The organism is Achromobacter spanius, assembly GCF_039673305.1.
Classification (GTDB): Bacteria; Pseudomonadota; Gammaproteobacteria; order Burkholderiales; family Burkholderiaceae_B; genus Achromobacter; species Achromobacter spanius_F.
The window spans coordinates 27,041-52,847 of the sequence record NZ_JBDJLJ010000013.1 but is presented as its reverse complement, the minus strand read 5'-3'; the positions used below and the strand labels follow the sequence as shown (position 1 = coordinate 52,847).

General features: G+C 64.5%; 24 protein-coding genes. 1 reads left to right on the top strand and 23 read right to left on the bottom strand.

Annotation, left to right across the window (positions count from 1 at the left end; translation table 11 throughout):
- Positions 1-285 precede the first annotated feature (285 nt).
- From ABE485_RS13440 to ndk, 16 genes are all read right to left on the bottom strand, one after another.
- Positions 286-828 carry a phosphoribosyltransferase gene (locus ABE485_RS13440; RefSeq protein WP_346515786.1) on the bottom strand — a complete coding sequence of 181 codons (543 nt, stop codon included), beginning with the start codon at positions 826-828 and terminating at the stop codon, positions 286-288.
- A gap of 81 nt (positions 829-909) precedes the next feature.
- The gene (locus ABE485_RS13435; RefSeq protein WP_346515785.1) at positions 910-2,205 is read right to left on the bottom strand and encodes an adenylosuccinate synthase; all 1,296 of its coding nucleotides are present in this window, start codon (positions 2,203-2,205) and stop codon (positions 910-912) included.
- A 76-nt stretch (positions 2,206-2,281) separates the two neighbouring features.
- Positions 2,282-3,439, bottom strand: coding sequence for an ATP phosphoribosyltransferase regulatory subunit (locus ABE485_RS13430; protein ID WP_346515784.1), 1,158 nt, complete (start codon positions 3,437-3,439; stop codon positions 2,282-2,284).
- Positions 3,440-3,702: 263 nt separating this feature from the next.
- A complete protein-coding gene (hflC, locus tag ABE485_RS13425) occupies positions 3,703-4,605 on the bottom strand; it encodes a protease modulator HflC (protein ID WP_346515783.1) in 903 nt (300 codons plus the stop codon).
- An 18-nt stretch (positions 4,606-4,623) separates the two neighbouring features.
- Positions 4,624-5,922, bottom strand: coding sequence for an FtsH protease activity modulator HflK (gene hflK, locus ABE485_RS13420; RefSeq protein WP_346515782.1), 1,299 nt, complete (start codon positions 5,920-5,922; stop codon positions 4,624-4,626).
- A complete protein-coding gene (gene hflX, locus ABE485_RS13415; protein WP_346515781.1) occupies positions 5,888-6,994 on the bottom strand; it encodes a GTPase HflX in 1,107 nt (368 codons plus the stop codon). Before hflX ends, hflK begins: the two co-directional genes overlap by 35 nt.
- Before the next feature lie 84 nt (positions 6,995-7,078).
- A complete protein-coding gene (hfq, locus tag ABE485_RS13410; protein ID WP_006218585.1) occupies positions 7,079-7,315 on the bottom strand; it encodes an RNA chaperone Hfq in 237 nt (78 codons plus the stop codon).
- A 157-nt stretch (positions 7,316-7,472) separates the two neighbouring features.
- Positions 7,473-8,546, bottom strand: coding sequence for a histidinol-phosphate transaminase (hisC, locus tag ABE485_RS13405; protein WP_346515780.1), 1,074 nt, complete (start codon positions 8,544-8,546; stop codon positions 7,473-7,475).
- A 3-nt stretch (positions 8,547-8,549) separates the two neighbouring features.
- Positions 8,550-9,902, bottom strand: a complete 1,353-nt coding sequence (der, locus tag ABE485_RS13400; RefSeq protein ID WP_346515779.1) for a ribosome biogenesis GTPase Der — start codon at positions 9,900-9,902, stop codon at positions 8,550-8,552.
- Positions 9,903-9,927: 25 nt separating this feature from the next.
- Positions 9,928-11,085, bottom strand: a complete 1,158-nt coding sequence (gene bamB / locus ABE485_RS13395) for an outer membrane protein assembly factor BamB (protein ID WP_346515778.1) — start codon at positions 11,083-11,085, stop codon at positions 9,928-9,930.
- Positions 11,086-11,090: 5 nt separating this feature from the next.
- Positions 11,091-11,729: a YfgM family protein gene (locus tag ABE485_RS13390; protein WP_346515777.1), complete on the bottom strand. Its 639-nt coding sequence runs from the start codon at positions 11,727-11,729 to the stop codon at positions 11,091-11,093.
- 3 nt (positions 11,730-11,732) lie between these two features.
- Positions 11,733-13,019 (bottom strand): histidine--tRNA ligase, encoded by a 1,287-nt coding sequence (gene hisS / locus ABE485_RS13385; RefSeq protein ID WP_346515776.1) that lies wholly within the window; start codon positions 13,017-13,019, stop codon positions 11,733-11,735.
- A 54-nt stretch (positions 13,020-13,073) separates the two neighbouring features.
- The gene (gene ispG, locus ABE485_RS13380) at positions 13,074-14,360 is read right to left on the bottom strand and encodes a flavodoxin-dependent (E)-4-hydroxy-3-methylbut-2-enyl-diphosphate synthase (protein WP_346515775.1); all 1,287 of its coding nucleotides are present in this window, start codon (positions 14,358-14,360) and stop codon (positions 13,074-13,076) included.
- Positions 14,361-14,374: 14 nt separating this feature from the next.
- Positions 14,375-14,869 (bottom strand): helix-turn-helix domain-containing protein, encoded by a 495-nt coding sequence (locus ABE485_RS13375; protein ID WP_346515774.1) that lies wholly within the window; start codon positions 14,867-14,869, stop codon positions 14,375-14,377.
- The gene (gene rlmN / locus ABE485_RS13370) at positions 14,866-16,020 is read right to left on the bottom strand and encodes a 23S rRNA (adenine(2503)-C(2))-methyltransferase RlmN (RefSeq protein WP_346515773.1); all 1,155 of its coding nucleotides are present in this window, start codon (positions 16,018-16,020) and stop codon (positions 14,866-14,868) included. Before rlmN ends, ABE485_RS13375 begins: the two co-directional genes overlap by 4 nt.
- 43 nt (positions 16,021-16,063) lie before the next feature.
- Complete coding sequence (gene ndk / locus ABE485_RS13365; protein WP_006393972.1) at positions 16,064-16,489, bottom strand: nucleoside-diphosphate kinase; 426 nt, start codon at positions 16,487-16,489, stop codon at positions 16,064-16,066.
- 414 nt (positions 16,490-16,903) lie between these two features.
- On the opposite strand from ndk, the gene ABE485_RS13360 reads away from it, so the two are divergent.
- A complete protein-coding gene (locus tag ABE485_RS13360; protein WP_346515772.1) occupies positions 16,904-19,798 on the top strand; it encodes a valine--tRNA ligase in 2,895 nt (964 codons plus the stop codon).
- Positions 19,799-19,871: 73 nt separating this feature from the next.
- On the opposite strand, the gene ABE485_RS13355 is transcribed toward ABE485_RS13360, so the two are convergent.
- From ABE485_RS13355 to rimM, 7 genes are all read right to left on the bottom strand, one after another.
- Entirely contained in the window at positions 19,872-21,161 is a 1,290-nt protein-coding gene (locus tag ABE485_RS13355; protein WP_346515771.1) for an NAD(P)/FAD-dependent oxidoreductase, read from the bottom strand.
- Between the two features lie 9 nt (positions 21,162-21,170).
- Positions 21,171-21,902 (bottom strand): amino acid ABC transporter ATP-binding protein, encoded by a 732-nt coding sequence (locus ABE485_RS13350; RefSeq protein WP_346515770.1) that lies wholly within the window; start codon positions 21,900-21,902, stop codon positions 21,171-21,173.
- Positions 21,899-22,552, bottom strand: a complete 654-nt coding sequence (locus ABE485_RS13345) for an amino acid ABC transporter permease (protein ID WP_008165074.1) — start codon at positions 22,550-22,552, stop codon at positions 21,899-21,901. The genes ABE485_RS13350 and ABE485_RS13345 overlap by 4 nt, the downstream gene beginning before the upstream one ends.
- Before the next feature lie 116 nt (positions 22,553-22,668).
- The gene (locus ABE485_RS13340; RefSeq protein ID WP_346515769.1) at positions 22,669-23,424 is read right to left on the bottom strand and encodes an ABC transporter substrate-binding protein; all 756 of its coding nucleotides are present in this window, start codon (positions 23,422-23,424) and stop codon (positions 22,669-22,671) included.
- Between the two features lie 84 nt (positions 23,425-23,508).
- The gene (locus tag ABE485_RS13335) at positions 23,509-24,195 is read right to left on the bottom strand and encodes a helix-turn-helix domain-containing protein (protein ID WP_346515768.1); all 687 of its coding nucleotides are present in this window, start codon (positions 24,193-24,195) and stop codon (positions 23,509-23,511) included.
- A gap of 106 nt (positions 24,196-24,301) precedes the next feature.
- Complete coding sequence (gene trmD / locus ABE485_RS13330) at positions 24,302-25,168, bottom strand: tRNA (guanosine(37)-N1)-methyltransferase TrmD (RefSeq protein ID WP_346515767.1); 867 nt, start codon at positions 25,166-25,168, stop codon at positions 24,302-24,304.
- Positions 25,168-25,785 carry a ribosome maturation factor RimM gene (gene rimM, locus ABE485_RS13325; protein ID WP_346515766.1) on the bottom strand — a complete coding sequence of 206 codons (618 nt, stop codon included), beginning with the start codon at positions 25,783-25,785 and terminating at the stop codon, positions 25,168-25,170. The genes trmD and rimM overlap by 1 nt, the downstream gene beginning before the upstream one ends.
- Positions 25,786-25,807 lie beyond the last annotated feature (22 nt).

Genomic DNA, 25,807 nt, shown 5'->3' with positions numbered 1-25,807 from the left:
ATACCAGCAACGCTGCGCGGATCCAGGTACGCGAAGACGGCCTTTGGCGATAAGACCAGCAAACCACCAATAGGCAAGTACCGCGAACTAGGAACCTTGAAAGCGCAACCCAGGCATACGTCCACCCGGGTTTAGGCTGGCTGTTTCCGTTACCCAAAGACTACCCAAAGAGTAACAAGCCAAGTTCGGTTTAGCGATAACCAGCGATTCTAGCATGGTCATGGCCATTTTGACTACTGAAAGGGCAAGGCAACAGCACGGCCCGCCCTTTCCAGACAGATTCGTTCAGCTCTGGGAACCCTTGCGGATCCAGGCTTCCAGCTGATGCGGCCGCAGGCTGTCGTAATCTTCGAACGGCTGGTGAATCCAGGGGTTCGTCGGCAGCTTCTCGACGTAGTAGTCGGGAGTCGCCAGGGAATGCCCCTTCCACCACAGCACGGCGCTGCGCAATTCGGTGATATCGGCGAACTGGCTCTTCAGATGGTCGTAGACTTTGTTGAAAGTCTTGCCCGTGTCCACCATGTCGTCCACGAGCAACACCCGACCGGAAAGCGTGCCGCGCGTGATGGTGATGAACTGGGCGATATCCATATCCCCCTGCTTCGTGCCGGCCGCCTCGCGATAGCTGCTCGTGGCCAGAATGCCCAACGGCACGTCAAAAATACGGGACATAACGTCGCCCACGCGCATGCCGCCGCGCGCCAGGCAAAGAATCTTGTCGAATTTCCAGCCCGATTGATGCACCTGCAAGGTAAGGCGCTCGATCAAGCGGTTGTAATCGTCCCACGTTACCCATAGATGGCTATCGTCACTGGTCGGCGTGCTCATAGGCAAGCATCTCCTGCTCAAGAATACGAAAAGGCCGCCGCCGGTATGACCGGCGGCGGCCTTGGGAATAATAACCCGATGTCAGCCCTTCAGGGGATGACGCAAAACAATGGTCTCGTTGCGGTCCGGACCGGTGGACACCAGGTCGATCGGCACGCCGCAGACCTCGGCCACGCGCTCCAGGTAACGGCGAGCCGCGGCAGGCAGCTTGTCGTATTCGGTGATGCCGACCGTCGATTCGCTCCAGCCCGGCAGCTCTTCCAGCACCGGTTGCGCCTGGGCCACGGCGTGCGCGCCATACGGCAGCACGTCGCGGAATTCGCCGTTGACGCGGTAGCCGACCCCCAGCTGGATGGTTTCCAGGCCGTCCAGCACGTCCAGCTTGGTGATGCACAGGCCGGAAATGCCATTCAGGCGAACCGAGCGCTTCAGCGCGGCGCCATCGAACCAGCCGCAGCGGCGCGGACGGCCGGTGACCGAACCGAATTCCTTGCCGATCGTGGCCAGGCGCGTGCCGATCTCGTCGACCAGTTCCGTGGGGAACGGGCCCGAACCGACGCGGGTGGTGTAGGCCTTGGTGATGCCCAGGACGTAGTCCAATTGCTGAGGACCGACGCCAGCGCCAGCCGACGCCGCGCCAGCAACGCAGTTGCTGCTGGTGACGAACGGGTAGGTGCCGTGATCGACGTCCAGCAACGCGCCTTGCGCGCCTTCGAACAGAAGGCGCTTGCCTTCCTGCTGCATGGCGTACAGGTTGCTCGACACGTCCTTGACCATCGGGGCGATGGCGGGAGCCAGCGCCATGGCCTGGTCGCGCACTTCATTGGCGGAGACCGCTTCGGCGCCCAGGTACTTGGTCAGCACGAAGTTGTGGTAATCCAGCACTTCGGCGAGCTTTTCGTCGAACAGGGCGGGATTGAACAGGTCCTGCACGCGCAGCGCGCGGCGGGCCACCTTGTCTTCGTAGGCAGGGCCGATGCCGCGACCGGTCGTGCCGATCTTGCCGTCGCCCTTGCGCGCTTCGCGCGCCTTGTCGATGGCGACGTGGTAGGGCAGGATCAGCGGGCAGATTTCGGAAATCTGCAGGCGCGAACGCACGTCCAGGCCGGCTGCCTCAAGCTCTTCGATCTCCTTGAGCAGGGCTTCCGGGGACAGCACGACGCCATTGCCGATGAAGCAGGTGACACCGGGATGCATGATGCCCGACGGGATCAGGCGGAGAATCGTCTTCTTGCCGTTGATCCACAGCGTATGGCCGGCATTGTGACCGCCTTGGAAGCGGACCACGCCCTGGACGGATTCCGCCAGCCAGTCGACGATCTTGCCCTTGCCCTCGTCACCCCACTGGGTGCCGATTACGACTACGTTCTTGCTCATGTTACGAATCAATATCGAGTTTCTCGGGAAATCCGGAAATCTCCCCGCGGCCCTCCCGTTTCCGGGAGGGAGTTAGTCACAGCGTTTTGACCGTCCAGACGCCATCCTGCAGCGCCAGCTCGCGATCGCAAACGAATTCGTCCTGATCCTGCTCGTGACCGGGCAATACCTGAACGACGATTTCCCCTGACCGGCGCAGGCGGCGCACCGCCTCGGTCAGGGCGGGGGCCTGCCCCCAGGGCGCGCGCACTGCCCGCGCCCTTTCCGCCGGCGGCAAACCCGCCGCCAGCTTGCGTAAATCAAGACTGAAGCCGGTGGCCGGACGCGCCCGGCCGAACGCGCGGCTGACATCGTCATAACGCCCGCCGCTGACCAGCGCATCGTGCCAGCCTTCGGCGTACAACGAGAATTTCACGCCCGAGTGGTAGGCATAGCCGCCCACATCGGCGAGGTCCACGCTGAACGAAACATTCGGCATGGCGTCCACCACGGCCTGCAGCGCATCCAGCGCCTCGGCCACACCCGGCAGCGGCGGCAGATCCCGGCGCGCTTCGCTCAGGACTTCCGGACCGCCGTACAGGTTGGGCAGCAATTGCAGCGCCTTCAGCGTTTCGGCACGGATGCCGGGCGCGCGCGCCGCCAGTTCGCCCAAGCCGGGGACATCCTTGTCCCGCATCAGCCGGATGGCGTCCTGCGACAGCTCCGCGGCCGCCGGATCCGACTTCAGGATGGCGCGCAGCACACCCGGGTGGCACAAATCCAGGCGCGGGTTGCGCACGCCGGCAATCGCAACGGTTTCCAGCACCAGCTGGATGATCTCGAGATCGGCTTCAAACCCGGCATGGCCGTAGATTTCAGCGCCGATCTGCAACAGTTCGCGGCTGGACAGCAAGTCCGCGGGACGGGTATGCAGCACATTGCCGCAATAGCACAACCGGGTGACGCCCGCGCGGTTCAGCAAGTGCGCGTCGATGCGCGTGACCTGGGGCGTCATGTCCGCGCGCACGCCCAGCGTGCGGCCCGAAAGCTGGTCGATCAGCTTGCAGGTGCGCAGATCCAGATCGCTACCGGTGCCCGACAGCAATGAATCAATGTACTCGACCAGGGGCGGAGCGACCAGCTCGAAGCCGTAAGTACGGTAGAGATCGAGAAGTTCGCGGCGCAATTCCTCGATGCGCCGGGCCTCAGCCGGAAGTACGTCGGCGAGGCTCTCGGGCAGCAACCAGTTACCCATGAATGTTTACCTGAATAACGCCAAGTGATGCGTGGGCGTCGCCCAAACGAAAAAGCGGCTGAGGGGGCGTAAGCCCGCTCAGCCGCTGCGGAATGTTTTCTAGCTTACGCGGTATTGTACATGGTTCAGCCACGAGCGCCACCCGAAGGCGCCGATGCCACCACCTGTCCCCAATACGGGCTGGCGATCATCCGTTCGCAGCGCAAATGTGAAAAAGCCCCGTGGGTTGCCACGGGGCTTTTGCGGCTACCAATCGTGCCGGATCACTTGGCCGGTACGGTGACCGGCGCCAGGGCGGCGCCCGCCGGATCCTTCATGAACTGGAAGAAGCTGGAGCTGGGGTCAACCACCAGCACGTCGCCCGGCTTCGAGAACGAAGCGCGGTAGGCTTCCAGGCTCTTGTAGTACGTGTAGAAATCCGGGTTTTTGCCGTAGGCCTGCGAGTAGATCGATGCCGCGGCGGCATCGCCCTCGCCCATGATGCCCTGGGCCTTGGCGTACGCCTGCGCCACAATGACTTCACGCTGGCGGTCGGCTTCGGCGCGGATCTTTTCGCCTTCGGCGGCGCCGATCGAGCGCAGCTCGTTGGCAACGCGGGTGCGTTCCGCTTCCATGCGGCGGTATACCGATTCCGAGATTTCCGGCGCGAATTCGATCCGGCGCAGACGCACGTCGACGATTTGCACGCCCAGGGGCTCGGCGCGCTTGGCGACGTTGGTCAGGATTTCGGCCATGATCTTGTCGCGTTCCGTGGAGACCACGTCGCGCACCGTGCGCACGTTGACCGACGCGTTCAGCGCGTCGCGAATCTGGGCCTGCAGGCGCTCTTGCGCCGCACGCTCATTGCCGCCGAACGTCACGTAGAACAGGCGGGGATCCGCGATGCGCCACTTGACGTAGGAGTCGATCAGCAGGTTCTTCTTTTCGGAAGTCTGGATGCGCTCGGCTTCGTTGGTTTCGATGGTCAGGATGCGCTTGTCGAGCGTGACGACGTTCTGGAACGGCGGCGGGACCTTGAAATAAAGGCCAGGTTCGCTGATGACCTTGCGCACTTCACCCAGCGAGAACACCAGGGCATAGTCGCGCTCGCGGACAACGAAAACGCTGGAGGAAAGGACGGCCAGCACGATGAGCAGGCCGACCAGGATGGGCATAAGACGATTCATGATCAGGACTCCTCCGGATTAGCGCGACATACGGTCGCGGGGCAGCGTGTTGCTAGTGCTGCTGCCGGAAGGCTGCGGCGCCGGCGCGACATTTCCGCGCGAGGGCTGGGCAGGCGGATTGACCAGGGCGGGCGAACCGGGGTTGCCGACATTGGACTTGCCTGCGTCCTGGGCGGCCAGATGCATGATCTTGTCCAAGGGCAGATACAACATGTTGTTGTTGCTCTTGGTGTCGACCATGACCTTGCTGGCGCGCGTGAAGATGTCCTGCATGCTCTCCAGGTACATGCGCTGGCGCATGACCAGCGGTGATTTCTCGTATTCGCCGAGAACGCTGGTGAAGCGCGAGGAATTACCCTGGGCATCCCCCACGACCTTGGCCTTGTAGCCTTCGGCCTGCTCCACCATGCGCGACGCCTGGCCGCTGGCCAGCGGCACGACCTGGTTGGCGTACGCCTGGCCTTCGTTGATCTGGCGCTCGCGGTCCTGACCGGCCTTGACGGCGTCGTCGAACGCGGCCTGGACCTGTTCCGGCGGCTGCACGTTCTGGATGGCGACGGTGCTGACCTGCACGCCCGTCTGGTAGCGGTCCAGGATCTGCTGCATGAGCGCCTGGACCTGGGACGCGACCGTGGTACGGCCTTCGTACAGCACGAAGTCCATCGATTGCTTGCCCACGACTTCCCGCATGGCGGTTTCGGATGCCTGGCGAACGGATTCGTCGGGATCGCGCGTCATGAAGAGGTAGTCGGGTGCGCCATCGGCGCGCAGGCGATACTGCACGACGAACTGCATGTCGACGATGTTCTCGTCCGTCGTGAGCATCAGGGCTTCAGGCAGAACCTTGTTGCGAGCGCCGCCGCGGAAGCCGACTTCGAAGGTGCGCAACTGCGAGACGTTGACGATCTCGTGGCTCTGGATGGGATACGGCAGGCGCCATTGGAAACCGGCCTGCGACGTGCTCTTGTACTTGCCGAACTGGGTCACGACCGCGACCTGGCCTTCTTGCACGATGTAGAAGCCGCTGGCCAGCCAGATGCCGGCCGCAACCAGGGCGATGACGCCCAGGCCGATGCGCGTGCCGCGCGGCGACGGCGGCGTCATTCCGCCGCGGTTGCCGGGGCGGTTATTACCGCCGCCACCCTTGCGCCCGAACAGCGAGCCGATGCGATTGTTGAAATCGCGCCAGACCTCGTCCAGATCAGGAGGGCCGTCTCCATTGCCTTGAGGCCGCTTCGGCGGCGGCTCGGAGCCATTGTTGTTCCCACGACCCCAGCCGGGGTCATTCAGATTGAAGAGTTTGATAATTCGCGGCATTGTTTCCCACAATCTGTCCGGTCTCCGCAATTGCCCCGCGCAACGCATCCAGACCGGCGCGCTCGGTGGCGCTTACAAATACTCGCGCAATCGTACCATGTGCATCGCGCTCCACCCGGGGTTCCAATCCAGCCCGGTCTATCTTGTTGTATACCAGAATGGTGGGAATCGCGGCAGCGCCGATTTCGGCGAGGACCTTGTTGACTTCGAATATCTGCTCATCCCGTTGCGGGCTGGCGGCATCCACCACATGCAGCAGCAGATCCGCGTGCACGGTTTCTTCCAGGGTGGCCCGGAAAGCGGCGATCAGGCCGTGAGGCAGGTCGCGGATGAAGCCCACGGTGTCGGAAACCACCACCGAGCCTGCGCCCTCGACCCAGATGCGCCGCGTGGTTGTATCCAGCGTCGCGAAGAGCTGATCCGCGGCGTAGGCGTCGGCCCGGGTCAGGGCATTGAACAAGGTGGACTTGCCCGCGTTGGTGTAGCCCACCAGCGACACCGACAGCGCACCGCCCCGAGCGCGGGCGCGCCGCTGGGTGACACGCTGGCGTTCGACCTTGTCCAGCCGCTCGCGCAGCGTCTTTACCTTGGCGCCGATCATGCGGCGGTCCATTTCGAGCTGGGATTCGCCGGGGCCGCGCATGCCGATACCGCCGCGCTGACGCTCCAGGTGGCTCCACAAGCGCGTGAGACGGGTGGCCAGATGCTGCAACTGGGCCAGTTCGACCTGCAACTTGCCTTCGTGGCTTTTCGCACGCAGCGCGAAGATGTCCAGGATCAGCGCGACGCGGTCGACCACGCGCAGATTGAAGGCACGCTCGAGGTTGCGCTGCTGCGCGGGGGACAGCGGCTGGTCGAACAGGACGATATCGGCCAACAGGGCCTGAGCCATGGCGACGCCTTCGTCGGCCTTGCCCGAACCAATGAAAAACTTGGCGTCGGGGCGATCCCGCCGGGCGGTCAGCGTGCCGACGATCTCAGCGCCCGCGCCCTTGGCAAGCATGGCGAATTCTTCGGCATGGGCCGTGAAGTCCGGATCACCGAGATCCACGCTGATGATCAGAGCGCGCATACATGCACCATATTGGACCCAAAGCGAAAATGCCCGCCGACGTGAACCGTCCGGCGGGCAATAAAAGGTAAAGCTGGAGCGAGATTATTCAGCAGGGACTTCCACCTGGAAATTCACGGCACGCGCGGGAACCACAGTGGAAATGGCGTGCTTGTAGACCATTTGGGTGACGGTATTGCGCAGCAACACCACGTACTGGTCGAACGATTCGATTTGCCCTTGAAGTTTGATGCCGTTCACGAGGTAAATCGACACGGGCACATGATCCTTGCGCAGCGTGTTGAGGAACGGATCTTGCAGAGTTTGCCCTTTATTGCTCATTGGCCAGGCTCCATTTGTTTGTTATTGAGTGGTGGTGTGCTTTTTGTACTGGTGGTGCACGCCGAAACACGTACTCTACAGGGTTTTCCCGGCCCGTGCTACTTGACCGGGAAGCAAAAATGACACCAGAGTTTTCCAGCTGAAAAGCCTCTGAAAATCATGCCTGCAGGACCTCGGAGAGTGCGCTCAGAAGCTGGTCGCACTGCCCTTCGGTGCCAACGGTAATGCGCAGGAACTGATCGATGCGCGCATGGCGGAAATGGCGCACGATGATGCTGCGCTCGCGCAAGGCGGCGGCAAGGCCTGCGGCATCCTTTGCGGGGTGCCGGGCGAACACGAAATTCGCGCTCGACGGAAGCACCTCGAAGCCCAGAGACTCCAGGCCCGCCGTCATCCGCGACCGGGTTGCGATCACGGCTTGGCGAGTCTTCTCAAAGTACTCCGTATCCTCCAGGGCCGCCACCGCCCCGACGGATGCCAGACGATCGATGGGGTAGGAGTTGAAACTGTTCTTTACGCGTTCAAGTCCGTCGATGAGCGCGGCGCTGCCCACCGCGAAACCGACGCGCAAACCCGCCAGCGAACGAGACTTGGAGAGCGTCTGCACGACCAGCAGGTTGTCGTAGCGGTCGACCAGCGGAATCACCGACTCGGCGCCGAAATCCACGTAGGCCTCATCCACTACGACTACCGTGTCGGGGTTGCCGGCCAGCACGCGTTCGATCTCGGCGGCGCTCAGGGCGCGGCCGGTGGGCGCGTTGGGATTCGGGAAGATGATGGCGCCGGCCTGACCATGGCGCTGCGGCAGGTAGTCTTCGACGTCGATGCGGAAATCGGACGTCAGCGGCATGGTCTGGTATTCGATGCCGTACAGGCCGCAGTAGACCGGATAGAAACTGTAGGTGATGTCCGGGAACCGCAGCGGCCGGTCATGCTTGAGCAGCGCCAGGAAGACGTGGGCCAGCACCTCGTCGGAGCCGTTGCCGACGAACACCTGGGCCGGCTGCGCACCCACGGCCGACGCGATCGCCTGGCGCAAGCGGTCGGACGAGGGGTCGGGATACAGCTTGAGCGTGTCGTCGCAAGCCGCGCGGATCGCGTCGAGCACCTTGGGCGACGGCCCGTAGGGATGCTCGTTTGTGTTCAGCTTGACCAGGTTCTGAAGCTTGGGCTGCTCGCCCGGAACATAGGGACTGAGCGTCCCGACGACGGGACTCCAGAAACGGCTCATGGATCAGCTTTCCTGCGCGTAGGGGTTGTGCGAAGACTTGAACTCGATGCGCAGCGGCGTGCCCGCCAGATCGAACGCATTGCGGAAGCGCGTCTCGAGGTAACGGCGATACGAGTCGGGAATGGCGTCGAGCGCGTTGCCGTGGATGACGACGAGCGGCGGGTTCTGGCCGCCCTGGTGCGCATAGCGCATCTTGGGACGGAAGATGCCCTTGCGCGGAGGCGGCTGCTGCTCGATCGCGGCCTGGAGCTCACGCGTGAGCTTGGGCGTGGACAGCTTGGCGAACGCGGCCGCGTGCGCGGCGTTGATCGACTTGAGCAAGGGCTTGATGCCCTGCCCGCGCAGCGCGGAGATCGTGTGCACGCGCGCGAACGACAGGAACCGCAGCTTGCGGTTGAATTCGCGTTCGATGCGTTCCTTTTCCTCGCCGTCCAGGCCATCCCATTTGTTGACGGCAACCACCACCGCGCGGCCGGTTTCCAGCACGAAGCCCGCGATATGTGCGTCCTGCTCGGAAATTTCGGTTTGCGCGTCCAGCATCAGCAGGACGACGTTGCTGGCCTCGATGGCCTGCAGCGTCTTGATGACGGAGAATTTTTCGACGGCTTCGAACACCTTGCCGCGCTTGCGCAGGCCAGCGGTGTCGATGAGCGTATAGCGGCGGCCGTCGCGCTCGAAGTCGATCTCGATGGCGTCGCGCGTCGTGCCCGGCATGTCGAACGCGATGACGCGCTCTTCGCCCATGAAGGTATTGATGAGCGTGGACTTGCCCACGTTGGGACGGCCCACGATCGCCAGCTTGATGCGGTGATCGTGCTCGCCCTCTTCGACCGGTTCTTCTTCCGCGGGCGGCTCGGCCAGATCCTTGAGCGCGAGCTCGATCAGGTCGACGATGCCGTCGCCGTGCGCCGCCGAAATGGGATACGGCTGGCCCAGGCCCAGTTCGTGGAACTCGGAGATGGCGGCGCCCAGACCCATGCCTTCGGCCTTGTTCACCGCCAGCAGCACACGCTGCTGCCCCGATTTGCGCAGCAGTTGCGCGATCTCGTGATCATGGGCGTTGATGCCGGCGCGGGCATCCACCAGGAACACCACGACGTCGGCTTCGGCAATGGCCTGCCGGGTCTGGCGGGCCATCTCCAGCAGGATGCCGTCCTTGGCGACGGGTTCGAAGCCGCCCGTATCGATAGCGATGAACGGGATATCGCCTACCCTGCCCTCGCCGTAATGGCGATCGCGAGTCAGGCCGGAATAATCGGCCACCAGCGCGGCGCGCGATCGCGTCAGGCGGTTGAAAAGGGTCGATTTCCCCACATTGGGGCGACCGACCAGGGCAACGACAGGCTTGAAAGACACGGTGTAAGGCTTTGCTTTATAGGTTTCAGTTGGTGCCGATCATGACGAGATTGCCATTGCCCGTCTGGACCAGCACACCTTGGGAAGTCGTCTGAGGCGGCGAAACGACCGCGCCGCCGCCTACCGACAGCCGCGCCATCAGGCTGCCGTCGCTGCGCGACAGGAAATGCACATAGCCGTCCAGGTCGCCCACAGCCAGCGCTCCCCCCAGCATAGCCGGTGCGGTGAGCTGGCGGTTCTTCAACGCGGCCTGCTTCCAGAGATTGCCGCCATTATCCAGGGCAAACGCGTTCACGACGCTATTCTGGTCGGCGGAGAAGGCAAAGCGATCGTCCAGGCTGAGGCCGCTGACGCTGGAGAAATCCTTGGCCCAGAGAGGACGGCCGCCTGCAGTGACGTCGAAGCAGACGATGCGTCCCTGATAAGCGACCGCGCACAGCAGGTTGCCTGCGATCCGCGGTGCGCCGACCACGTCGGTCAGGCGTTCGAGGTCGCTGGCGCCGCGCGGCGTCGCCACGGTACCTTCCCATTGGACGTTGCCGCTGTTGGACGCGATGGCCATCAGCTTGCCGCCGGGCAGGCCAGTGATGACCAGGCCCTCGGCCAGCACCATCTGCGACACGCTGCGCAGGGCCAGCGAGGGGCCGGGGCGCTGCACGCTCCAGACGCGTTCGCCGCTATTGGCGTCGAAGGCCTGGATGCGGTAGTCGCCGCTGCGGACCACGACGATGCCGTAGCCCACGACGGGAGGAATGTTGACTTCGCTGGTGGCGCGGACTTTCCACTTCACCTTGCCGGTGTCGTCGAAGGCGACCACTTCGCCGTTGGGCGAGGCCACCGCGGTGGTGGTGCCGTCGCTGCCCGCGCCGGCGGACAGCTTGCCGTCGGTCTTGGCTTTCCAGATGGCGCGCCCGCTTTGCAGGTCGAACTTGCCCACGGAACCGTCGGGCGTGGCCGCATAGATGGCATCGCCCAGCACGGTGGGCGCGAAGCCCATGCCGGAACCACTGCCGATGGACGCGGACCAGACCTGGCGCACGGACATGCCGGCCTTGTATTCGGTCAGGGGAGCGGGATCGTACCGGCCGTCATCGTGGGAAAACATGCCGCATCCGCCCAACGCCAGCAGGCTGGCCAGGAAAACGGCGCCGCGCAACGTGCGGCCATGTGCAAATTTACGCATTACAGTCACGCTCCGCTCAAGGCATCCAGTTTCAGTTGCACAACCTGGGTCAGGGGATTGCCCGTGCCCAGGCCATCAATGGCGCTCTGCCATGCCGTCCGCGCTTCTTCGCGCTTGCCCTGCGCGGCGAGCACATCGCCACGGCGGTCCGCGAACAGGGCGGCAAAGGCGGCCGGCGGGTTGGACAGCTGCGCCAATGCGGCGTCGTATTGCTTCTGGTCCAGCAGCAGGCCCGCCAGGCGCAGACGCGCCACGGCTTGCATGGAGGGGTTCTTGCCCTGACCGGTCAGCCATTCCAGCTGTTCGCGGGCGCCGGCGTCATCCTTCTGGGCCTGCAGCGCCTGCGCGGCGACCAGCGCGCCGCGGGCGGCATAGCCCGTGGCGGGGTATTTTTCGCGCAGGGTCGCGGCGGCGGTCTTGATCCGCACCGACGAGTCCGCGCCCCCCAGGCGCGCAGCGTCTTCCAGGGCCTCGAAGTAGCCCATGGCCTGATTGGCGCGATGCGATTCGTAGGCCTTCCAGCCCCACCAACCGCCCCACGCAAGCAGGACCACCGTCACCAGCGTGAACACCAGCGTGCCGTATCGGGCCCACCAGGCCTTGATCGCGTCGAGTTTTTCCTGTTCTTCCAGATCGTATGCCATGCCTTAACCCTTGTTGTTCAATGCGTCGGCCAGCTGTGCCAACGGAACCTGCTGTTGCGCGGCCTCGCCCTGCTCTTGCGCGCGCAGGAACTTGACGCTGGCGGTCTGCGACGCCACTTCATCGGCGCCAAGGATAACCGCAACCCGGGCGCCGCTGGCATCGGCGCGCTTGAATTGGGCCTTGAAGCTGGCCGGACCCGCGTGCACGACGACGGACAGGCCGGCATCGCGCAGGTCCTCGCCGACGCGGGCGGCCAGGCGCTGCGCGTCTTCGCCCTGGTGCACGACGTAGACCTCGCATTCCGCCGGGGCGTCGAATTCGACGCTTTGTTCCCAGAGGTCCAGCAGGCGTTCCATGCCGATGGCAAAACCCACGGCCGGAGCCGGCTTGCCGCCCAGCAGCTCGATCAGGCCGTCGTAGCGGCCGCCGCCGCAGACGGTGCCTTGCGAGCCCAGGCGATCCGTGACCCACTCGAACACGGTGAGGTTGTAGTAATCCAGGCCCCGGACAAGGCGCGGGTTCAGGCGGTATTCGATGCCGGCATCGGCCAGGCGCTGGCAGACGCCTTCGAAGTGCGCACGCGATTCGTCGCCCAGGAAGTCGAACAGGCGCGGCGCGCTGTCGGCCATTTCCTGCATGGCGGGATTCTTGGTGTCCAGCACGCGCAGGGGGTTGCTGTACATGCGGCGCTGGCCGTCTTCGTCCAGGATGTCGCGGTGCTTTTCCAGGTGTTCGATCAGGGCGGCGCGGTGCGCGGCGCGCTCGGCGGGCTGCCCCAGCGAGTTCAGTTCGAGGCGCACGTCCGTGAGGCCCAGCAGCTTCCAGAGGCGGGCCAGCATGACGATCAGTTCGGCATCCACGTCCGGGCCGGCAAAGCCCAGCGCCTCGACGTCGATCTGGTGAAACTGGCGGTAGCGGCCGCGCTGCGGGCGCTCGTGGCGGAACACCGGACCGATGGAATAGACGCGCTGCGGGCGGTCATAGAGCAGATTGTGCTCGATGGAGGCGCGCACGATGCCGGCGGTCATTTCGGGACGCATGGTCAGCGATTCGCCATTGAGCGCGTCGGTGAACGTGTACATCTCTTTTTCGACAATGTCGGTGACTTCACCGATGCCGCGCGCGAACAGGCGCGTATGCTCAAGCACGGGCGTACGCACATTGCGATAGCCGTAGCCGCGCAGCCAGCCGCGCACGATTTCCTCGAATTGCTCCCAGCGGGCGCTTGCCCCCGGCAACAGGTCATTCATGCCGCGTATGGCGGCCACTTTCTGGAAAGCTTGAGTCATCTTGATCATGCCGCGCCGCGCGCCGGCGAGCGCGCTTGCGGCTACACCCTTACTTTAGTGAGAGGCGGGCGCGCCATAGCGGCGCGCAACGTATTCTTCAACGATGGCCTGGAACTCTTCGGCGATATGGTCGCCCTTGAGCGTCACCGTGCGCTCGCCGTCGACGAACACCGGCGCGGCCGGAACTTCGCCGGTGCCCGGCAGGCTGATGCCGATATCGGCATGACGGCTTTCGCCCGGCCCATTGACCACACAGCCCATGACCGCGACATTCATGCTTTCGACGCCGGGGTATTGCGCCCGCCAGACGGGCATCTGCCGCCGCAGGAAAGACTGGATGCTGTCGGCCAGTTCCTGGAAGAACGTGCTGCTGGTGCGGCCGCAGCCGGGGCACGCGACGACCATGGGCGTGAACGCGCGCAGGCCCATGGTCTGCAGGATCTCTTGCGCGACGATGGCCTCGCGGCTGCGTTCCCCGCCCGGTTCGGGCGTGAGCGAAATACGGATCGTGTCGCCGATGCCCTGCTGCAGCAGCACCGCCAGCGCGGCCGTGGAGGCCACGATGCCCTTGCTGCCCATGCCGGCTTCGGTCAGGCCGAGATGCAGGGGATAGTCGCAGCGGGCGGACAGGTCGCGATAGACCGCGATCAGGTCCTGGACGTGGCTGACCTTGCAGGACAGGATGATGGCGTCGCGCCGCAGGCCGAGCTCTTCGGCGCGCTGGGCGTTGGTGATGGCGGACACCACGAGCGCGTCGCGCATCACGGCCTGCGCTTCCCAGGGCTGGGCGCGCCGGCTGTTCTCATCCATCTTGCGGGCCATCAGTTCATGGTCCAGGCTGCCCCAGTTGACGCCGATGCGCACAGGCTTGTCGTGGCGGCACGCCACTTCGATCATCTGTGCGAAGTTGTCATCGCGGCGCTTGCCGCCGCCCATGTTGCCGGGATTGATGCGGTACTTGGAGAGCGCCTGGGCGCACTCGGGGAACTGCGTCAGGAGCTTATGGCCGTTGTAGTGGAAATCGCCCACCAGCGGCACGTTGACGCCCATGCGGTCGAGCTGTTCGCGGATGGCGACGACCTCGCGGGCGGCCTCGGGCGTGTTGACCGTGATCCGGACGAGTTCGGAGCCGGCCTGCGCCAGTTCCTTGACCTGAATCGCGGTGGCGATGGCGTCCGCGGTGTCGGTGTTGGTCATGGACTGCACCACGACCGGGGCGTCTCCGCCCACCATCACGACGCGGTCGCCCCACTTCACCGCAACCGAACGCGTGGCGCGGCGCGCCGCGGCTCCCACTTCGGGTGGCGGCGCATCCTGGCAAGGCAGAGAAGAATCTTGCATCGGTATAAACCGGGTTACTTGGTTGGCTTGGGCAGCCAGTCGGACGGCAGCCACTGCTGCGGCAACCAGCCTTGCCAGAAGGCATACGCCACGCCGGCGGCCAGCACCAGCACGATGGCGATCAGCCACCCCCAGGACGTGGAGGACGAACGGTCGTCGTCCGCGCTGGATTGCGGGATGGAATGCGCGGAATGCAGCGCGCCGGGGCTGAGCTTGACCGGACCGGTGACGCGCGCCTTGGGATCGAGCGACTCGACGATGGCCTCGGCATCCGCGCCCAGCAGACGGGCGTAGTTGCGGACCAGTCCGCGCAGGGAAACGCCGGAGGGAAGATTGTCCCACTGTTCGTTTTCCAGAGCTTCGATCTGCTTGGTGGAAAACTTGATGCGGCTGGACACTTCGTCGAGCGACCAGCCCTTGGACTGGCGCAGCACGCGCAATGCCGAGCCCACGCTGCCCGCAGCGCCTGCGGACGTTTCGGAAACTGCAGAAGCGAAATCCTGCGTCATGCGTGCACCTGTTTAATTGGTATGGTCTGGCGCTGTGCGGCGTTGCGCTCGGTGATACGAGTGCGGTCCCGCACCTCTCCGGCCAATTGGCCGCAAGCCGCATCGATATCGTCGCCCCGGGTCTTGCGGACCGTCGTGATGATGCCGGCGTCCATCAGACGCTGGGCAAACACTTTCACGCGCGCCGAGTTCGAGCGCTTCAGGCCGGACTCGGGAAACGGGTTGAACGGAATCAGGTTGAGCTTGCAGCGCAGCTGGCGTGCAATTTGGATCAGTTCCTTGGCGTGCTGATCGGTATCGTTGATGCCGTCCAGCATGCAGTATTCGAATGTGATGAAGTCGCGCGGAGCGAACGCCAGATAGCGTTCGCAAGCGGCCAGCAACTCCTTCAGCGGGTACTTCTTGTTCAGCGGCACGAGCTCGTCGCGCAGCGCGTCGTTGGGCGCGTGCAGCGAAACGGCCAGCGCCACGGGACAGTCCTGCGACAGGCGGTCCATCATGGGGACCACGCCCGAGGTGGACACCGTGACGCGGCGGCGCGACAGGCCATAGGCGTTGTCGTCCAGCATCAGGCGCAGGGCCGGCAAGACCTGGTCGTAGTTGAGCAGGGGTTCGCCCATGCCCATCATGACCACATTGCTGATGACGCGCGTATCTTCGGTGGCGCGGGCGATTTCAAGGCGTGCGGTGCCGATATCGGCTTCGAGCACGCGCTTGGCCCACCACAGCTGGCCGATGATTTCGCTGGTCTTCAGGTTGCGGTTGAAGCCCTGGTGTCCGGTCGAGCAGAAGCGGCAGTTCACCACGCAGCCGGCCTGGCTGGAGATGCACAGCGTGCCGCGGTCGTCTTCGGGGATGAAGACGGTTTCGATGGCATTGCCCTGCCCTACGTCGAACAGCCACTTGCGGGTGCCGTCGGTCGAGCGCTGCTCGATGTTGACGGGCAATGCCTCGATGCGGCAGTGCGTCGCAAGCTGGCTGCGGAATTCGCGGGCCAGGTCGGTCATGGCGTCGAACGAATCGGCGCCGCGCTGGTGCATCCAGCGCTGCAGCTGGCGGGCGCGAAACGGCTTGCCGCCCCACTGCCCGACCAGATCGGACAGGGCGGAGCCGTCCAGCCCCAGCAGATTGATTCGTTCGACGGATTCCATAACCAGGTAAAACTAAAGTGCTTTCAACAACGGAGCCGAAGAATTAACGGCTGTGGATGTTGATTTCGGGGAAGAAGAAAGCCACTTCGACAGCAGCCGTTTCCGGAGCGTCGGAGCCGTGGACGGCGTTGGCGTCGATGCTGTCGGCGAAGTCGGCGCGGATGGTGCCCGGAGCGGCCTTCTTGGGGTCCGTGGCGCCCATCAGGTCGCGGTTCTTCAGGATGGCGTCTTCACCTTCCAGAACTTGCACGAACACGGGACCCGAGATCATGAAATCGACCAGGTCCTTGAAGAAGGGGCGTTCCTTGTGAACGGCGTAGAAGCGCTCGGCGTCGGCGCGCGACAGTTGGGCCAGGCGGGCGGCGATGACCTTCAGGCCGGCTTGCTCGAAGCGGCCGACGATCTGGCCGATCACGTTCTTGGCGACGGCGTCGGGCTTGATGATCGAGAGGGTGCGTTGAATGGACATAAGGACTCCGAAAAACGATTTCTGACGGGTTTCTAGTTAATTGCCTGGCATGGCTCTGCGCTTGTCGGCGCCACCCTGGAGGGGTGTCGCCCGGGAAGCGTCATCGCGCTGTTGGCGCGCAGGCGGTCCGAAACGAATGGGTGTCTCGGGCCGCCCTGTTCCACCGACCAAGACAGGGATTCGACACTGCCGACCTGTCGGACGCGTCCTGGATTGCCAGCGGGATTCCGAACACACGCGAATATCAACTATTCTGCGCGCATTTCAGAAGGAATCCTCAATGAATTCAGGGACTTCTAAAAGGTTTACAGTAACCCGGCATTCTAACACGCCGAGAAGACCGCATTACATCTTAAAATGAGCGGTTTGCTGCCCGCCTCCAAGCCGGGCGCCCCTGTCTGCCGGAACCCTGTAATGACTCAAGCTGCTCCCCCGAACGCCGCGCCCCTCGCGGGCGAAACCCCGGAACTCTCCAAGAGCTTCGAACCCTCCGAACTGGAATCCCGCTGGTACGCCGAGTGGGACAAGCGCGGGTACTTCTCGGCGGGCCAGCACGTAAAAACGGGGACGGAAAGCCAGCCCTATGTCATCCAGTTCCCGCCCCCCAATGTGACGGGCACCCTGCACATGGGCCACGCGTTCAACCAGACCATCATGGACGGCCTGGTGCGCTACCACCGCATGTCGGGCGACGACACGGTATTCATCCCCGGCACCGACCACGCCGGCATCGCCACCCAGATCGTCGTTGAAAGACAGCTGGACGCCCAAAAGGTTTCGCGCCATGACCTGGGCCGCGAAAAGTTCATCGAGAAGGTCTGGGAATGGAAGGAGAAGTCCGGCAGCGCCATTACCGGGCAGGTCCGCCGCCTGGGCGCTTCGGCCGACTGGCCGCGCGAATACTTCACCATGGACGACCGCATGTCGCGCGGCGTGGTGGAAACCTTCGTTCGCCTGCATAAACAGGGACTGATCTACCGCGGCAAGCGCCTGGTCAACTGGGATCCCAAGCTGCTCACCGCCGTCTCCGACCTGGAAGTCCAGTCCGAAGAGACCGATGGCCACATGTGGCACATCCTCTACCCCTTCGTCGACGGCCCCCAGACCATCGTCGACAAGGACGGCCAGACCGTCACGCTGCGCGGCATGACCATCGCCACCACCCGTCCGGAAACCATGCTGGCGGACGGCGCGCTGTGCGTGCATCCCGATGACCCCCGCTACAAGCACCTGGTCGGCAAACAGGTCGAGCTGCCGCTTTGCGACCGCAACATTCCGATCATCGCCGACGATTTCGTCGACCCTGAATTCGGCACGGGCTGCGTGAAGATCACCGGCGCGCACGACTTCAACGACTATGCCTGCGCGATGCGCCACGATCTGCCGCTGATCGTGATCTTCACGCTGGATGCGCACATCAACGAGAACGGCCCCAAGCAGTTCCAGGGCATGGAACGCTACGAGGCCCGCAAGGCGGTCGTGGCGCAACTGGAGGCCGAAGGCTACCTGGTCAAGGTCGAGCCGCACAAGATGATGCAGCCCAAGGGCGACCGCACCGGCGTCGTGCTGGAGCCCATGCTCACCGACCAATGGTTCGTGGCCATGAGCAAGCCCGCGCCGGAAGGCACGCTGAATCCCGGCAAGAGCATCACCGAGGTCGCCCTGGAAGTGGTGGCGGACGGCCGCATCCAGTTCTATCCCGACAACTGGACCACCATCTACAACCAGTGGCTCAACAACATCCAGGACTGGTGCATCTCGCGCCAGCTCTGGTGGGGCCACCAGATCCCGGCCTGGTATTCGGACGACGGCCAGGTGTTCGTGGCCCACGACGAAGCCGGCGCGATCGAGCAGGCGCGCGCGGCGGGCGTCACGGGCGATCTCACGCGAGACCCGGACGTGCTGGACACCTGGTTCTCGTCGGGCCTGGTGCCCTTCACGACGCTGGGCTGGCCCGAAAACACGCCGGACCTGCAACGCTACCTGCCGTCCAGCGTGCTGGTCACGGGCTTTGACATCATCTTCTTCTGGGTCGCCCGCATGGTCATGCTGACCACGCACCTGACCGGCCAGATCCCGTTCAAGCACGTCTACGTGCACGGCCTCATTCGCGACGCCGACGGCCAGAAGATGAGCAAGTCCAAGGGCAACACCCTGGACCCCGTCGACCTGATCGACGGCATCGACCTGGACGGACTGGTCGTCAAGCGCACCTACGGCCTGATGAATCCCAAGCAGGCCGGCGCCATCGAAAAGGCCACGCGCCGCCAGTATCCGGACGGCATTCCGGCGTTCGGCACCGATGCCCTGCGCTTCACGATGGCGGCCTACGCCACGCTGGGCCGCAACATCAATTTCGACCTGAAGCGCTGCGAGGGCTACCGCAACTTCTGCAATAAGCTGTGGAACGCCACGCGCTTCGTGCTGATGAACACGGAAGGCCATGACCTGACCGTGCCGGACGCCGGCGAGCTGTCCTTCGTGGACCGCTGGATCGTCAGCCAGATGCAGACGCTGGAAGCCGACGTCGCGCGCGGCTTTGCCGACTACCGCTTCGACAACATCGCCAATGCGCTCTACCGCTACGTGTGGGACGAGTACTGCGACTGGTACCTGGAACTGGCCAAGGTGCAGATCCAGACCGGCACGCCCGCCCAGCAGCTGGGTACGCGCCGCACGCTGATCCGCGTGCTGGAATGCGTGCTGCGTCTGGCGCACCCGATCATTCCGTTCATCACGGAAGAACTCTGGCAGAAGGTCTCCGTCGTGGCCGGCAAGCGCAAGGAAGGCGCCGCGGACAGCGTCAGCGTGCAGCCCTACCCGAAGGCCAATCCCGCCGCCGTGGACGCCGCCGCCGAAGCGGACGTGGCCGAGCTGAAGGCGCAGGTCGAAGCCGTGCGCGCGCTGCGCGGCGAGATGAGCCTGTCGCCCGCCCAGAAGGTGCCGCTGTGCGCCCAGGGCGATGCGCCCATGCTGACCCGCAATGCGCCCTACCTCGCCGCGCTGGCCAAGCTGAGCCAGGTCGATGTCCTGGACGCCCTGCCCGACGCCGGCGCGCCGGTCCAGGTCGTCGGCTCCAGCCGCCTGATGCTGCACGTTGAAATCGACGTGGCCGCCGAACGCGTGCGCCTGGACAAGGAAATCGCCCGCCTGGCCGGCGAGATCGCCAAGGCCCAGGGCAAGCTGTCCAACGCCAGCTTCGTCGAGCGCGCGCCCGCCGCCGTCGTGGAGCAGGAAAAGGCGCGCATGGCGCAGTTCAGCGAAACCCTCGATAAGGTGAAGGAGCAGCGCGCCAAGCTTGGCGACTGACTCCGGCCCTGAACCGCAGAACAAAAAGCCCCGGACGCCGCTCCGGGGCTTTTTGTTTGCTGCCGCAGAACGTTCAGAAGCCGCCGTCGGTCATCCGGTACCAGGTCACCACGGCATTGACGTACAGCCGGCGCAGCGCATACAGCGGAAACGGCACGATCGGCGACAGGGGCACGGGCAGCGCATTGGCGTCGCCCGTCGCCACATACTGCGCCATCGCCCGGCCCATGCTGGTCTGCAGGCCCACCCCTCGCCCCTGGCAGCCGATGTCCACCAGCAGCCCTGGTTGCGGCTCGTGCAGGTGCGGCATGTAGTCGCGCGTGATGGCGACACGGCCGCACCAGCGGTATTCGAAGGGCGTGCCGGCCACTTGCGGAAACATCTTCACCATGACGCGCTCCAGGTGTGCCCAATCCGCCTCGCCCCTGGGCTCGCGGAAAGGGCCGCGGCCACCCATCAGCAGCCGGCCCTGGTGATCGAGGCGGAAGTACAGCAGCAGGTTGCGCGTGTCGGAAGTGACGTGGCCCTCGGGGAAAATGCCGGCCCGCAGGCTTTCCGGCAGCGGCGCCGTCGCGACCTGGAAGGTGTTGGCGTCGATGATGGAAGGCTTCAGCCCGGGCCAAAGATCGCCGCCGTAGGCATTGGTGCACATGACCACGCGATCTGCCACGACCGTCGGGCCGCGCGCGGTCGAGGCGGTCCATTTTCCGCCATCGCGCTTCAGGCCCGTGACCGGCGTGTCGGTGTGCAGGATGGCGCCGGCGTTCAGCGCGGCGCGCGCCAGGCCGCGCACATAGCTCAAGGGCTGCACCGCGCCAGCCCGTTTGTCCACCCACCCGCCCAGGTACTTGTCCGAACCGATCAGGCGGGCCACCTGCGCGCGATCCAGGGGCTGGGCATCCACGCCATGGCGCGCCCATTGGGCGGCGCGCTCGTGCGCCAGGCGCAAGGCCTGCGGATTGTGCGCGCCCTGGATCCACCCACTGCGCAGGTGCGGCACGTCCATCGCGTGGCGTTCGATCAGGTCGAACACGGTGTCCGCCGTCGCGCCGGCAAAGCGCAGCAGCCGCTCGCCGCGCTCGGGACCGAACATGGAGAGCAAGGCGTCCGGGTCGTACTTCAGGCCTGGAATGACCTGGCCGCCATTGCGGCCGGACCCGCCGAACCCGATCTCGCGCGCCTCCAGCAGCACAACCCTGACGCCCCGTTCCGCCAGATGCAAAGCCGTGCTCAGGCCGGCGTAGCCGCCGCCGATCACCAGCACGTCCGCCTGCGTGGACGCATCCAGCGGCTCGGTGGGCGGCGGCGCAGCCGCGGTCGCTGCCCACAATGAAGGGGAAAGGGGAAACGGCGCTTGCTGCATGAAAGTTCCTTACATTGGATGCAGCACGCGGCGCAGGAAATCCTGCGTGCGCGGATGCTGCGGATGGTTCAGCACTTCACGCGCTGCGCCTTGTTCAACCATGATGCCGCCATCGAAGAACATCACACGGTCCGCGACTTCGCGGGCGAAGCTCATTTCGTGGGTCACGACCACCATCGTCATACCGGCTTCGGCCAGCTTGCGCATGACGCCGAGCACGTCGCCGACCAGCTCCGGATCCAGCGCCGAGGTCGGCTCGTCGAACAGAATCGCCTTGGGCTGCATCGCCAGCGCACGCGCGATGGCCACGCGCTGCTGCTGCCCTCCGGACAATTGGTTGGGATGCGCATCCTCCTTGTCCGCCAGGCCCACGCTGGCCAGGAGCTCGCGCCCTCGCGCCAGCGCCTGGGCACGCGGCTCCTTTTTCACGAAGATCGGACCTTCGATCACATTTTCCAGCGCGGTGCGATGGGGAAACAGATTGAAGCGCTGGAACACCATCGCGACCTGCGTGCGGATCGACACGATGGAAGGCGAGTCGCAATCCACCAGCTCGCCGTCAACGGTGATGCGTCCGGCGTTATAGCGTTCCAGCCCGTTGATGCAACGCAGGATGGTCGACTTGCCCGACCCGGACGGGCCGACCACGCACACCACTTCGCCCTGGGCGACCTCGGCATCGATGCCCTTGAGCACCTCCAGCGGACCGAAGCTCTTGCGGACCCCCTCGAGTCGGATCATTTGGTTGCGCTCCTTTTTTCCAGATGCCGGACCAGCAGGATCAGCGGCACGCACATCACCAGGTACATCAGCGCCACCAACGAAAATACGGTGGCGTTCTTGAACGTGGACACGGCGATCAGCTTGCCCTGCAGCGCCAGTTCCGCCACCGTGATCGTGGACGCCTGCGAGGAATCCTTGAGCATCATGATCATGATGTTGCCGTAGGGTGGCAGCACGATCTTCACGGCCTGCGGCAGCACCACGCGCCGCATGGTCAGGCTCCAGCTCATGCCCATGGCCATGGCCGCCTCGATCTGGCCGCGGTCGATGGCCTGGATGCCTGCGCGGAAGTTCTCCGCCTGATAGGCGGAATACGCCACCCCCAGGCCGATGATCGCGGCCTGCACGGCGCTCAGCGACACCCCCATGTCGGGCATCACGAAATAGATGTAGAACAGCAGCACGATGATCGGTATGCCGCGCAGCAGGTTGATCACGCCCCCGCTGAAACCCGACAGGTATTTGTTGCCCGACACGCGCATCAGCGCCCACACCAGGCCCAGCACCGTCGACAGTGCGAGCGATCCCAGGGTGACCAGGATCGTGAGCTTGGCGCCCTCCAGCAGGATCGGCATGAACTCTGCCGCGTCTTTCAGAAATTCCGTCATGACTCCATCCACCCCGACAAGACTGCCTTCGAAACGCCGGATGCGTTCCGCCCAGCCGGCGATGCACGCCGGCTGGCTTCATGCGATTGCTTGGTTGATGCGCGGACGAGGCGGCGTCACGCGCCGCCCAATCCCCACTTCTTCAGGATGGCGTCGATGGCGCCGTCGGCCTGCAGCTTGGCCAGCGCCTTGTTGATGCGCTCCAGGAGTTCCGTGTCTTCCTTGCGGGTGGCCAGCCCGAGGCTGCCCATGATGGTCGGCTGGTAAGACTGCGCCATCTTCAGGTTGGGATAGTTTCCCTGCGTCAGGATGTACGCGGCGATGGGATAGTCCATGAAACCACCCTGGATGCGGCCGGCATTGGCGTCGCGCATCATGTCGGGCGGATTGTCGTAGAGCTTCACTTCCTTGAAGACGCCGCTCTTCTGGATGGGTTCGACGAACGCGGTGCCGACCTGCACGCCGACCGTCATGCCTTTCATGTCGGCGAACGACTTGTATTCCTTGTTGTCGGTCTTCAGCACCATCAGGCCTTCGCCATACCGGTAGACCGGCGAGGAAAAGCTCACGACCTGCTGGCGCTGCGGCGTGATGAACATCGCGGCGGAAACGATGTCGATGCGCTTGGAGGTCAACGAGCCGATCAGCGCCGAAAACGCCATGGGCTCGATCTGCACGGAGAACCCGGCTTCCTTGCCGACTGCCTTCACGATGTCGACCATCACGCCTTCGATGCTGTTGGTCTTGGTATCGAGAAACGTGAACGGACTGCCGGTGGGCGTGGAACCCACCTTCAGCACCGTCTGGGCTTGCGCGCCCGCGGCCATGGACAATGCTGCGAATACAGAGACAACAAGAGTCTTGAATTTCATGACATATCCTCATCGTGGCAAAGAAAGCCGGGCCGCGCCCTGCGCGCCCGGTGGCGGAACGATCCCCTGCGTCGCCCCGCCGTTTCAGGTGCTGCGCGCTTGCGGCGCTTGCTGCGTGTCGTCTCCCGAGGCTGGATTGATGTTGGAGATGGCCCAGATGACTTCGGTCGTCTGAGAACCCGGATTGCGCCAGCGGCGCGGCGTGCTGCTGGCGTAGCAGAAGCTGTCGCCTTCCTGGAGGCGGATGACGCGATCGCCCACCCAAAGCTCCAGCACCCCCTTGAGCACCAGGCCGATCTGCTCGCCCTGCCCCGTGACGAAGAGTTCGTTGCCCGTCGAGCCGCCAGGCGCGATCGACGCGCGGCAAAGATCCATGCTGCGACACGCGGCGGGCGTGTACATCTCTTTGCTGATGCCTTTTTCCTTCAGGTCGATGTACCGGTGCGTGCCGGCGCGGGCCACCCGCCCGTCCTCTTCGCCGCCTGTGTGTTCGGCATTGCGCAGCAGCGAATTGACCGACACCCGGAATTCGCGGGCCAGTCCATGCAGCACCTTCACGGACGCCGAACTGAGGCCCCGCTCGATCTGGCTGAGCAGGCCCACCGACATACCGCAGGCCTGGGCCACGTCGGCCAGCGATCGCCCCTGCTGCTTGCGCAACTGGCGCAGCTGCTGACCCAGCCACAGATCGACCGCGGACTCGGGGCGCCCCGCCTGGACGGAGGGCGGCGGCGGCGCATGGACTCGACGATCAGGATCGGAGCAACTCATATGAAAATTTCATTTGCATGTAATTTTCAATACTAAGGAGCAGCAATGGTCCCCACAATCTAGGAACATCCCTAGCGCTTGCGGGGGCAGATTCGTTGCGGAAAGGTCAGGAATCGCCCGAGGGTTTGGACGTGCCGGCAGCCGGCGCGGAAGTATCGCCGCCGGCAGGCTTGCGGGGCTTTCGGCGCCTTGAGGGTGGAGCCGGCAGCTCGATACCAGCCAGTTCCGCCAGGTAACGCTCGTCGTGCTTGCTCAGCCAGCCCTTGGCGCGGGCGGATTCGATAAGCTCGGGCCGGCGAGCGGCGGTCAGCGCCAGGGAGCGCTCGCGCCGCCAGTTCGCGATGTTCGCGTGATGGCCGCTTAGCAAGGGGGCCGGCACGGGCGCGCCTTCGTAGATTTCGGGACGCGTGTAATGCGGGCTGTCCAGGAGGCCGGACAGCGTATCGTTGAACGAATCCTGCAAGGCGGAATTGCCGTCGTTGAGGACGCCGGGCAGAAGGCGCACGGCGGCATCGATCACCGCCAGGGCGGCGATTTCCCCACCGGACAGGACGAAGTCGCCCAACGAGATTTCCTGCGTGACGCACCGCTCGATGAAGCGCTGGTCCACGCCTTCGTAGCGGCCGCAAATGAGGATGAGGCCGTCGCTGGCAGCCAGCGTTTCGGCGCCGGCCTGGTCGTAGCGCCGGCCTACGGGCGCCAGCAGCGCCACGGGCGCGCGGCCCAGGCCCTGCGCGGCGCGCGCCTGCTGGGCGGCATTGACAGCAGCTTCCAGGGGAGCCGCCATCATCACCATCCCGGGACCACCGCCATAGGGGCGGTCATCCACCGTGCGATGGACGTCGTGCGTGAAGTCGCGAGGATTCCAGGCATGCAGGGACCACCGGCCCTGGGCATGGGCCCGGCCGGTGACTCCCAGGTCACGCACCACCCCGAACATTTCGGGAAATAGCGTAACGACGTCGATTCGCATCAGAATTCCGCGGGCCAGTCGCTGTCGATGCGGCGAGCGGCCAGATCCACGGCGTGGATGTGTGCGCGTACGAACGGAACGAGCATTTCGGCGGGTCTGCCTTTGGCGTCCAGGATGGGCTCGGGACCATCGGCCCCCACCTTCTGGAGCAAGACCTTCAAGACGGCATGAGCGCCGTTATCAAGGACCTCGCCAACCACGCCTATCAGCGCGGGTTCGCCGTTGGCGCTGGAGTACAGCGCGCAACCGATCAGATCGACCCAGTAGTATTCGTCTTCCTCGGGCGCGGGAAAAGATCCGCGCGGCGCCTGCACGGAATAACCGCGCAACGCTTCGGCCTGGTCGCGATCCGCAATGCCCTGCAACTGGGCCACCACGGTGGCTCCCTGCGAACGGACCTGCAAGATCTTGAATGCGACAGGCGCAGACGCGACAGCGCCCCGCGCCATTTCAGGCACAGGGCGAGTCAACCACCATTGAGATGCTGAGAGCAGCACTTCGGCATTGGCCGAATGCGGCTGCACTTTAACCCAGCCTTTCACACCGTAGGCTGCAATGATGCGGCCAAGCTCGACCAAATCCGTAGGCGCCGCGTTGGAGGTTGCGGCATCAGGCATGTATCGTGCTCTTTTTCGTGCT

What these genes read in the sequence shown, in the direction of transcription:
- ABE485_RS13440 (WP_346515786.1), bottom strand. Translation starts at nt 828, where the DNA reads ATGAGCACGCCGACCAGTGACGATAGCCATCTATGGGTAACGTGGGAC.
- ABE485_RS13435 (WP_346515785.1), bottom strand. Translation starts at nt 2,205, where the DNA reads ATGAGCAAGAACGTAGTCGTAATCGGCACCCAGTGGGGTGACGAGGGC.
- ABE485_RS13430 (WP_346515784.1), bottom strand. Translation starts at nt 3,439, where the DNA reads ATGGGTAACTGGTTGCTGCCCGAGAGCCTCGCCGACGTACTTCCGGCT.
- hflC (WP_346515783.1), bottom strand. Translation starts at nt 4,605, where the DNA reads ATGAATCGTCTTATGCCCATCCTGGTCGGCCTGCTCATCGTGCTGGCC.
- hflK (WP_346515782.1), bottom strand. Translation starts at nt 5,922, where the DNA reads ATGCCGCGAATTATCAAACTCTTCAATCTGAATGACCCCGGCTGGGGT.
- hflX (WP_346515781.1), bottom strand. Translation starts at nt 6,994, where the DNA reads ATGCGCGCTCTGATCATCAGCGTGGATCTCGGTGATCCGGACTTCACG.
- hfq (WP_006218585.1), bottom strand. Translation starts at nt 7,315, where the DNA reads ATGAGCAATAAAGGGCAAACTCTGCAAGATCCGTTCCTCAACACGCTG.
- hisC (WP_346515780.1), bottom strand. Translation starts at nt 8,546, where the DNA reads ATGAGCCGTTTCTGGAGTCCCGTCGTCGGGACGCTCAGTCCCTATGTT.
- bamB (WP_346515778.1), bottom strand. Translation starts at nt 11,085, where the DNA reads ATGCGTAAATTTGCACATGGCCGCACGTTGCGCGGCGCCGTTTTCCTG.
- ABE485_RS13390 (WP_346515777.1), bottom strand. Translation starts at nt 11,729, where the DNA reads ATGGCATACGATCTGGAAGAACAGGAAAAACTCGACGCGATCAAGGCC.
- hisS (WP_346515776.1), bottom strand. Translation starts at nt 13,019, where the DNA reads ATGACTCAAGCTTTCCAGAAAGTGGCCGCCATACGCGGCATGAATGAC.
- ispG (WP_346515775.1), bottom strand. Translation starts at nt 14,360, where the DNA reads ATGCAAGATTCTTCTCTGCCTTGCCAGGATGCGCCGCCACCCGAAGTG.
- ABE485_RS13375 (WP_346515774.1), bottom strand. Translation starts at nt 14,869, where the DNA reads ATGACGCAGGATTTCGCTTCTGCAGTTTCCGAAACGTCCGCAGGCGCT.
- rlmN (WP_346515773.1), bottom strand. Translation starts at nt 16,020, where the DNA reads ATGGAATCCGTCGAACGAATCAATCTGCTGGGGCTGGACGGCTCCGCC.
- ndk (WP_006393972.1), bottom strand. Translation starts at nt 16,489, where the DNA reads ATGTCCATTCAACGCACCCTCTCGATCATCAAGCCCGACGCCGTCGCC.
- ABE485_RS13360 (WP_346515772.1), top strand. Translation starts at nt 16,904, where the DNA reads ATGACTCAAGCTGCTCCCCCGAACGCCGCGCCCCTCGCGGGCGAAACC.
- ABE485_RS13355 (WP_346515771.1), bottom strand. Translation starts at nt 21,161, where the DNA reads ATGCAGCAAGCGCCGTTTCCCCTTTCCCCTTCATTGTGGGCAGCGACC.
- ABE485_RS13350 (WP_346515770.1), bottom strand. Translation starts at nt 21,902, where the DNA reads ATGATCCGACTCGAGGGGGTCCGCAAGAGCTTCGGTCCGCTGGAGGTG.
- ABE485_RS13345 (WP_008165074.1), bottom strand. Translation starts at nt 22,552, where the DNA reads ATGACGGAATTTCTGAAAGACGCGGCAGAGTTCATGCCGATCCTGCTG.
- ABE485_RS13340 (WP_346515769.1), bottom strand. Translation starts at nt 23,424, where the DNA reads ATGAAATTCAAGACTCTTGTTGTCTCTGTATTCGCAGCATTGTCCATG.
- ABE485_RS13335 (WP_346515768.1), bottom strand. Translation starts at nt 24,195, where the DNA reads ATGAGTTGCTCCGATCCTGATCGTCGAGTCCATGCGCCGCCGCCGCCC.
- trmD (WP_346515767.1), bottom strand. Translation starts at nt 25,168, where the DNA reads ATGCGAATCGACGTCGTTACGCTATTTCCCGAAATGTTCGGGGTGGTG.
- rimM (WP_346515766.1), bottom strand. Translation starts at nt 25,785, where the DNA reads ATGCCTGATGCCGCAACCTCCAACGCGGCGCCTACGGATTTGGTCGAG.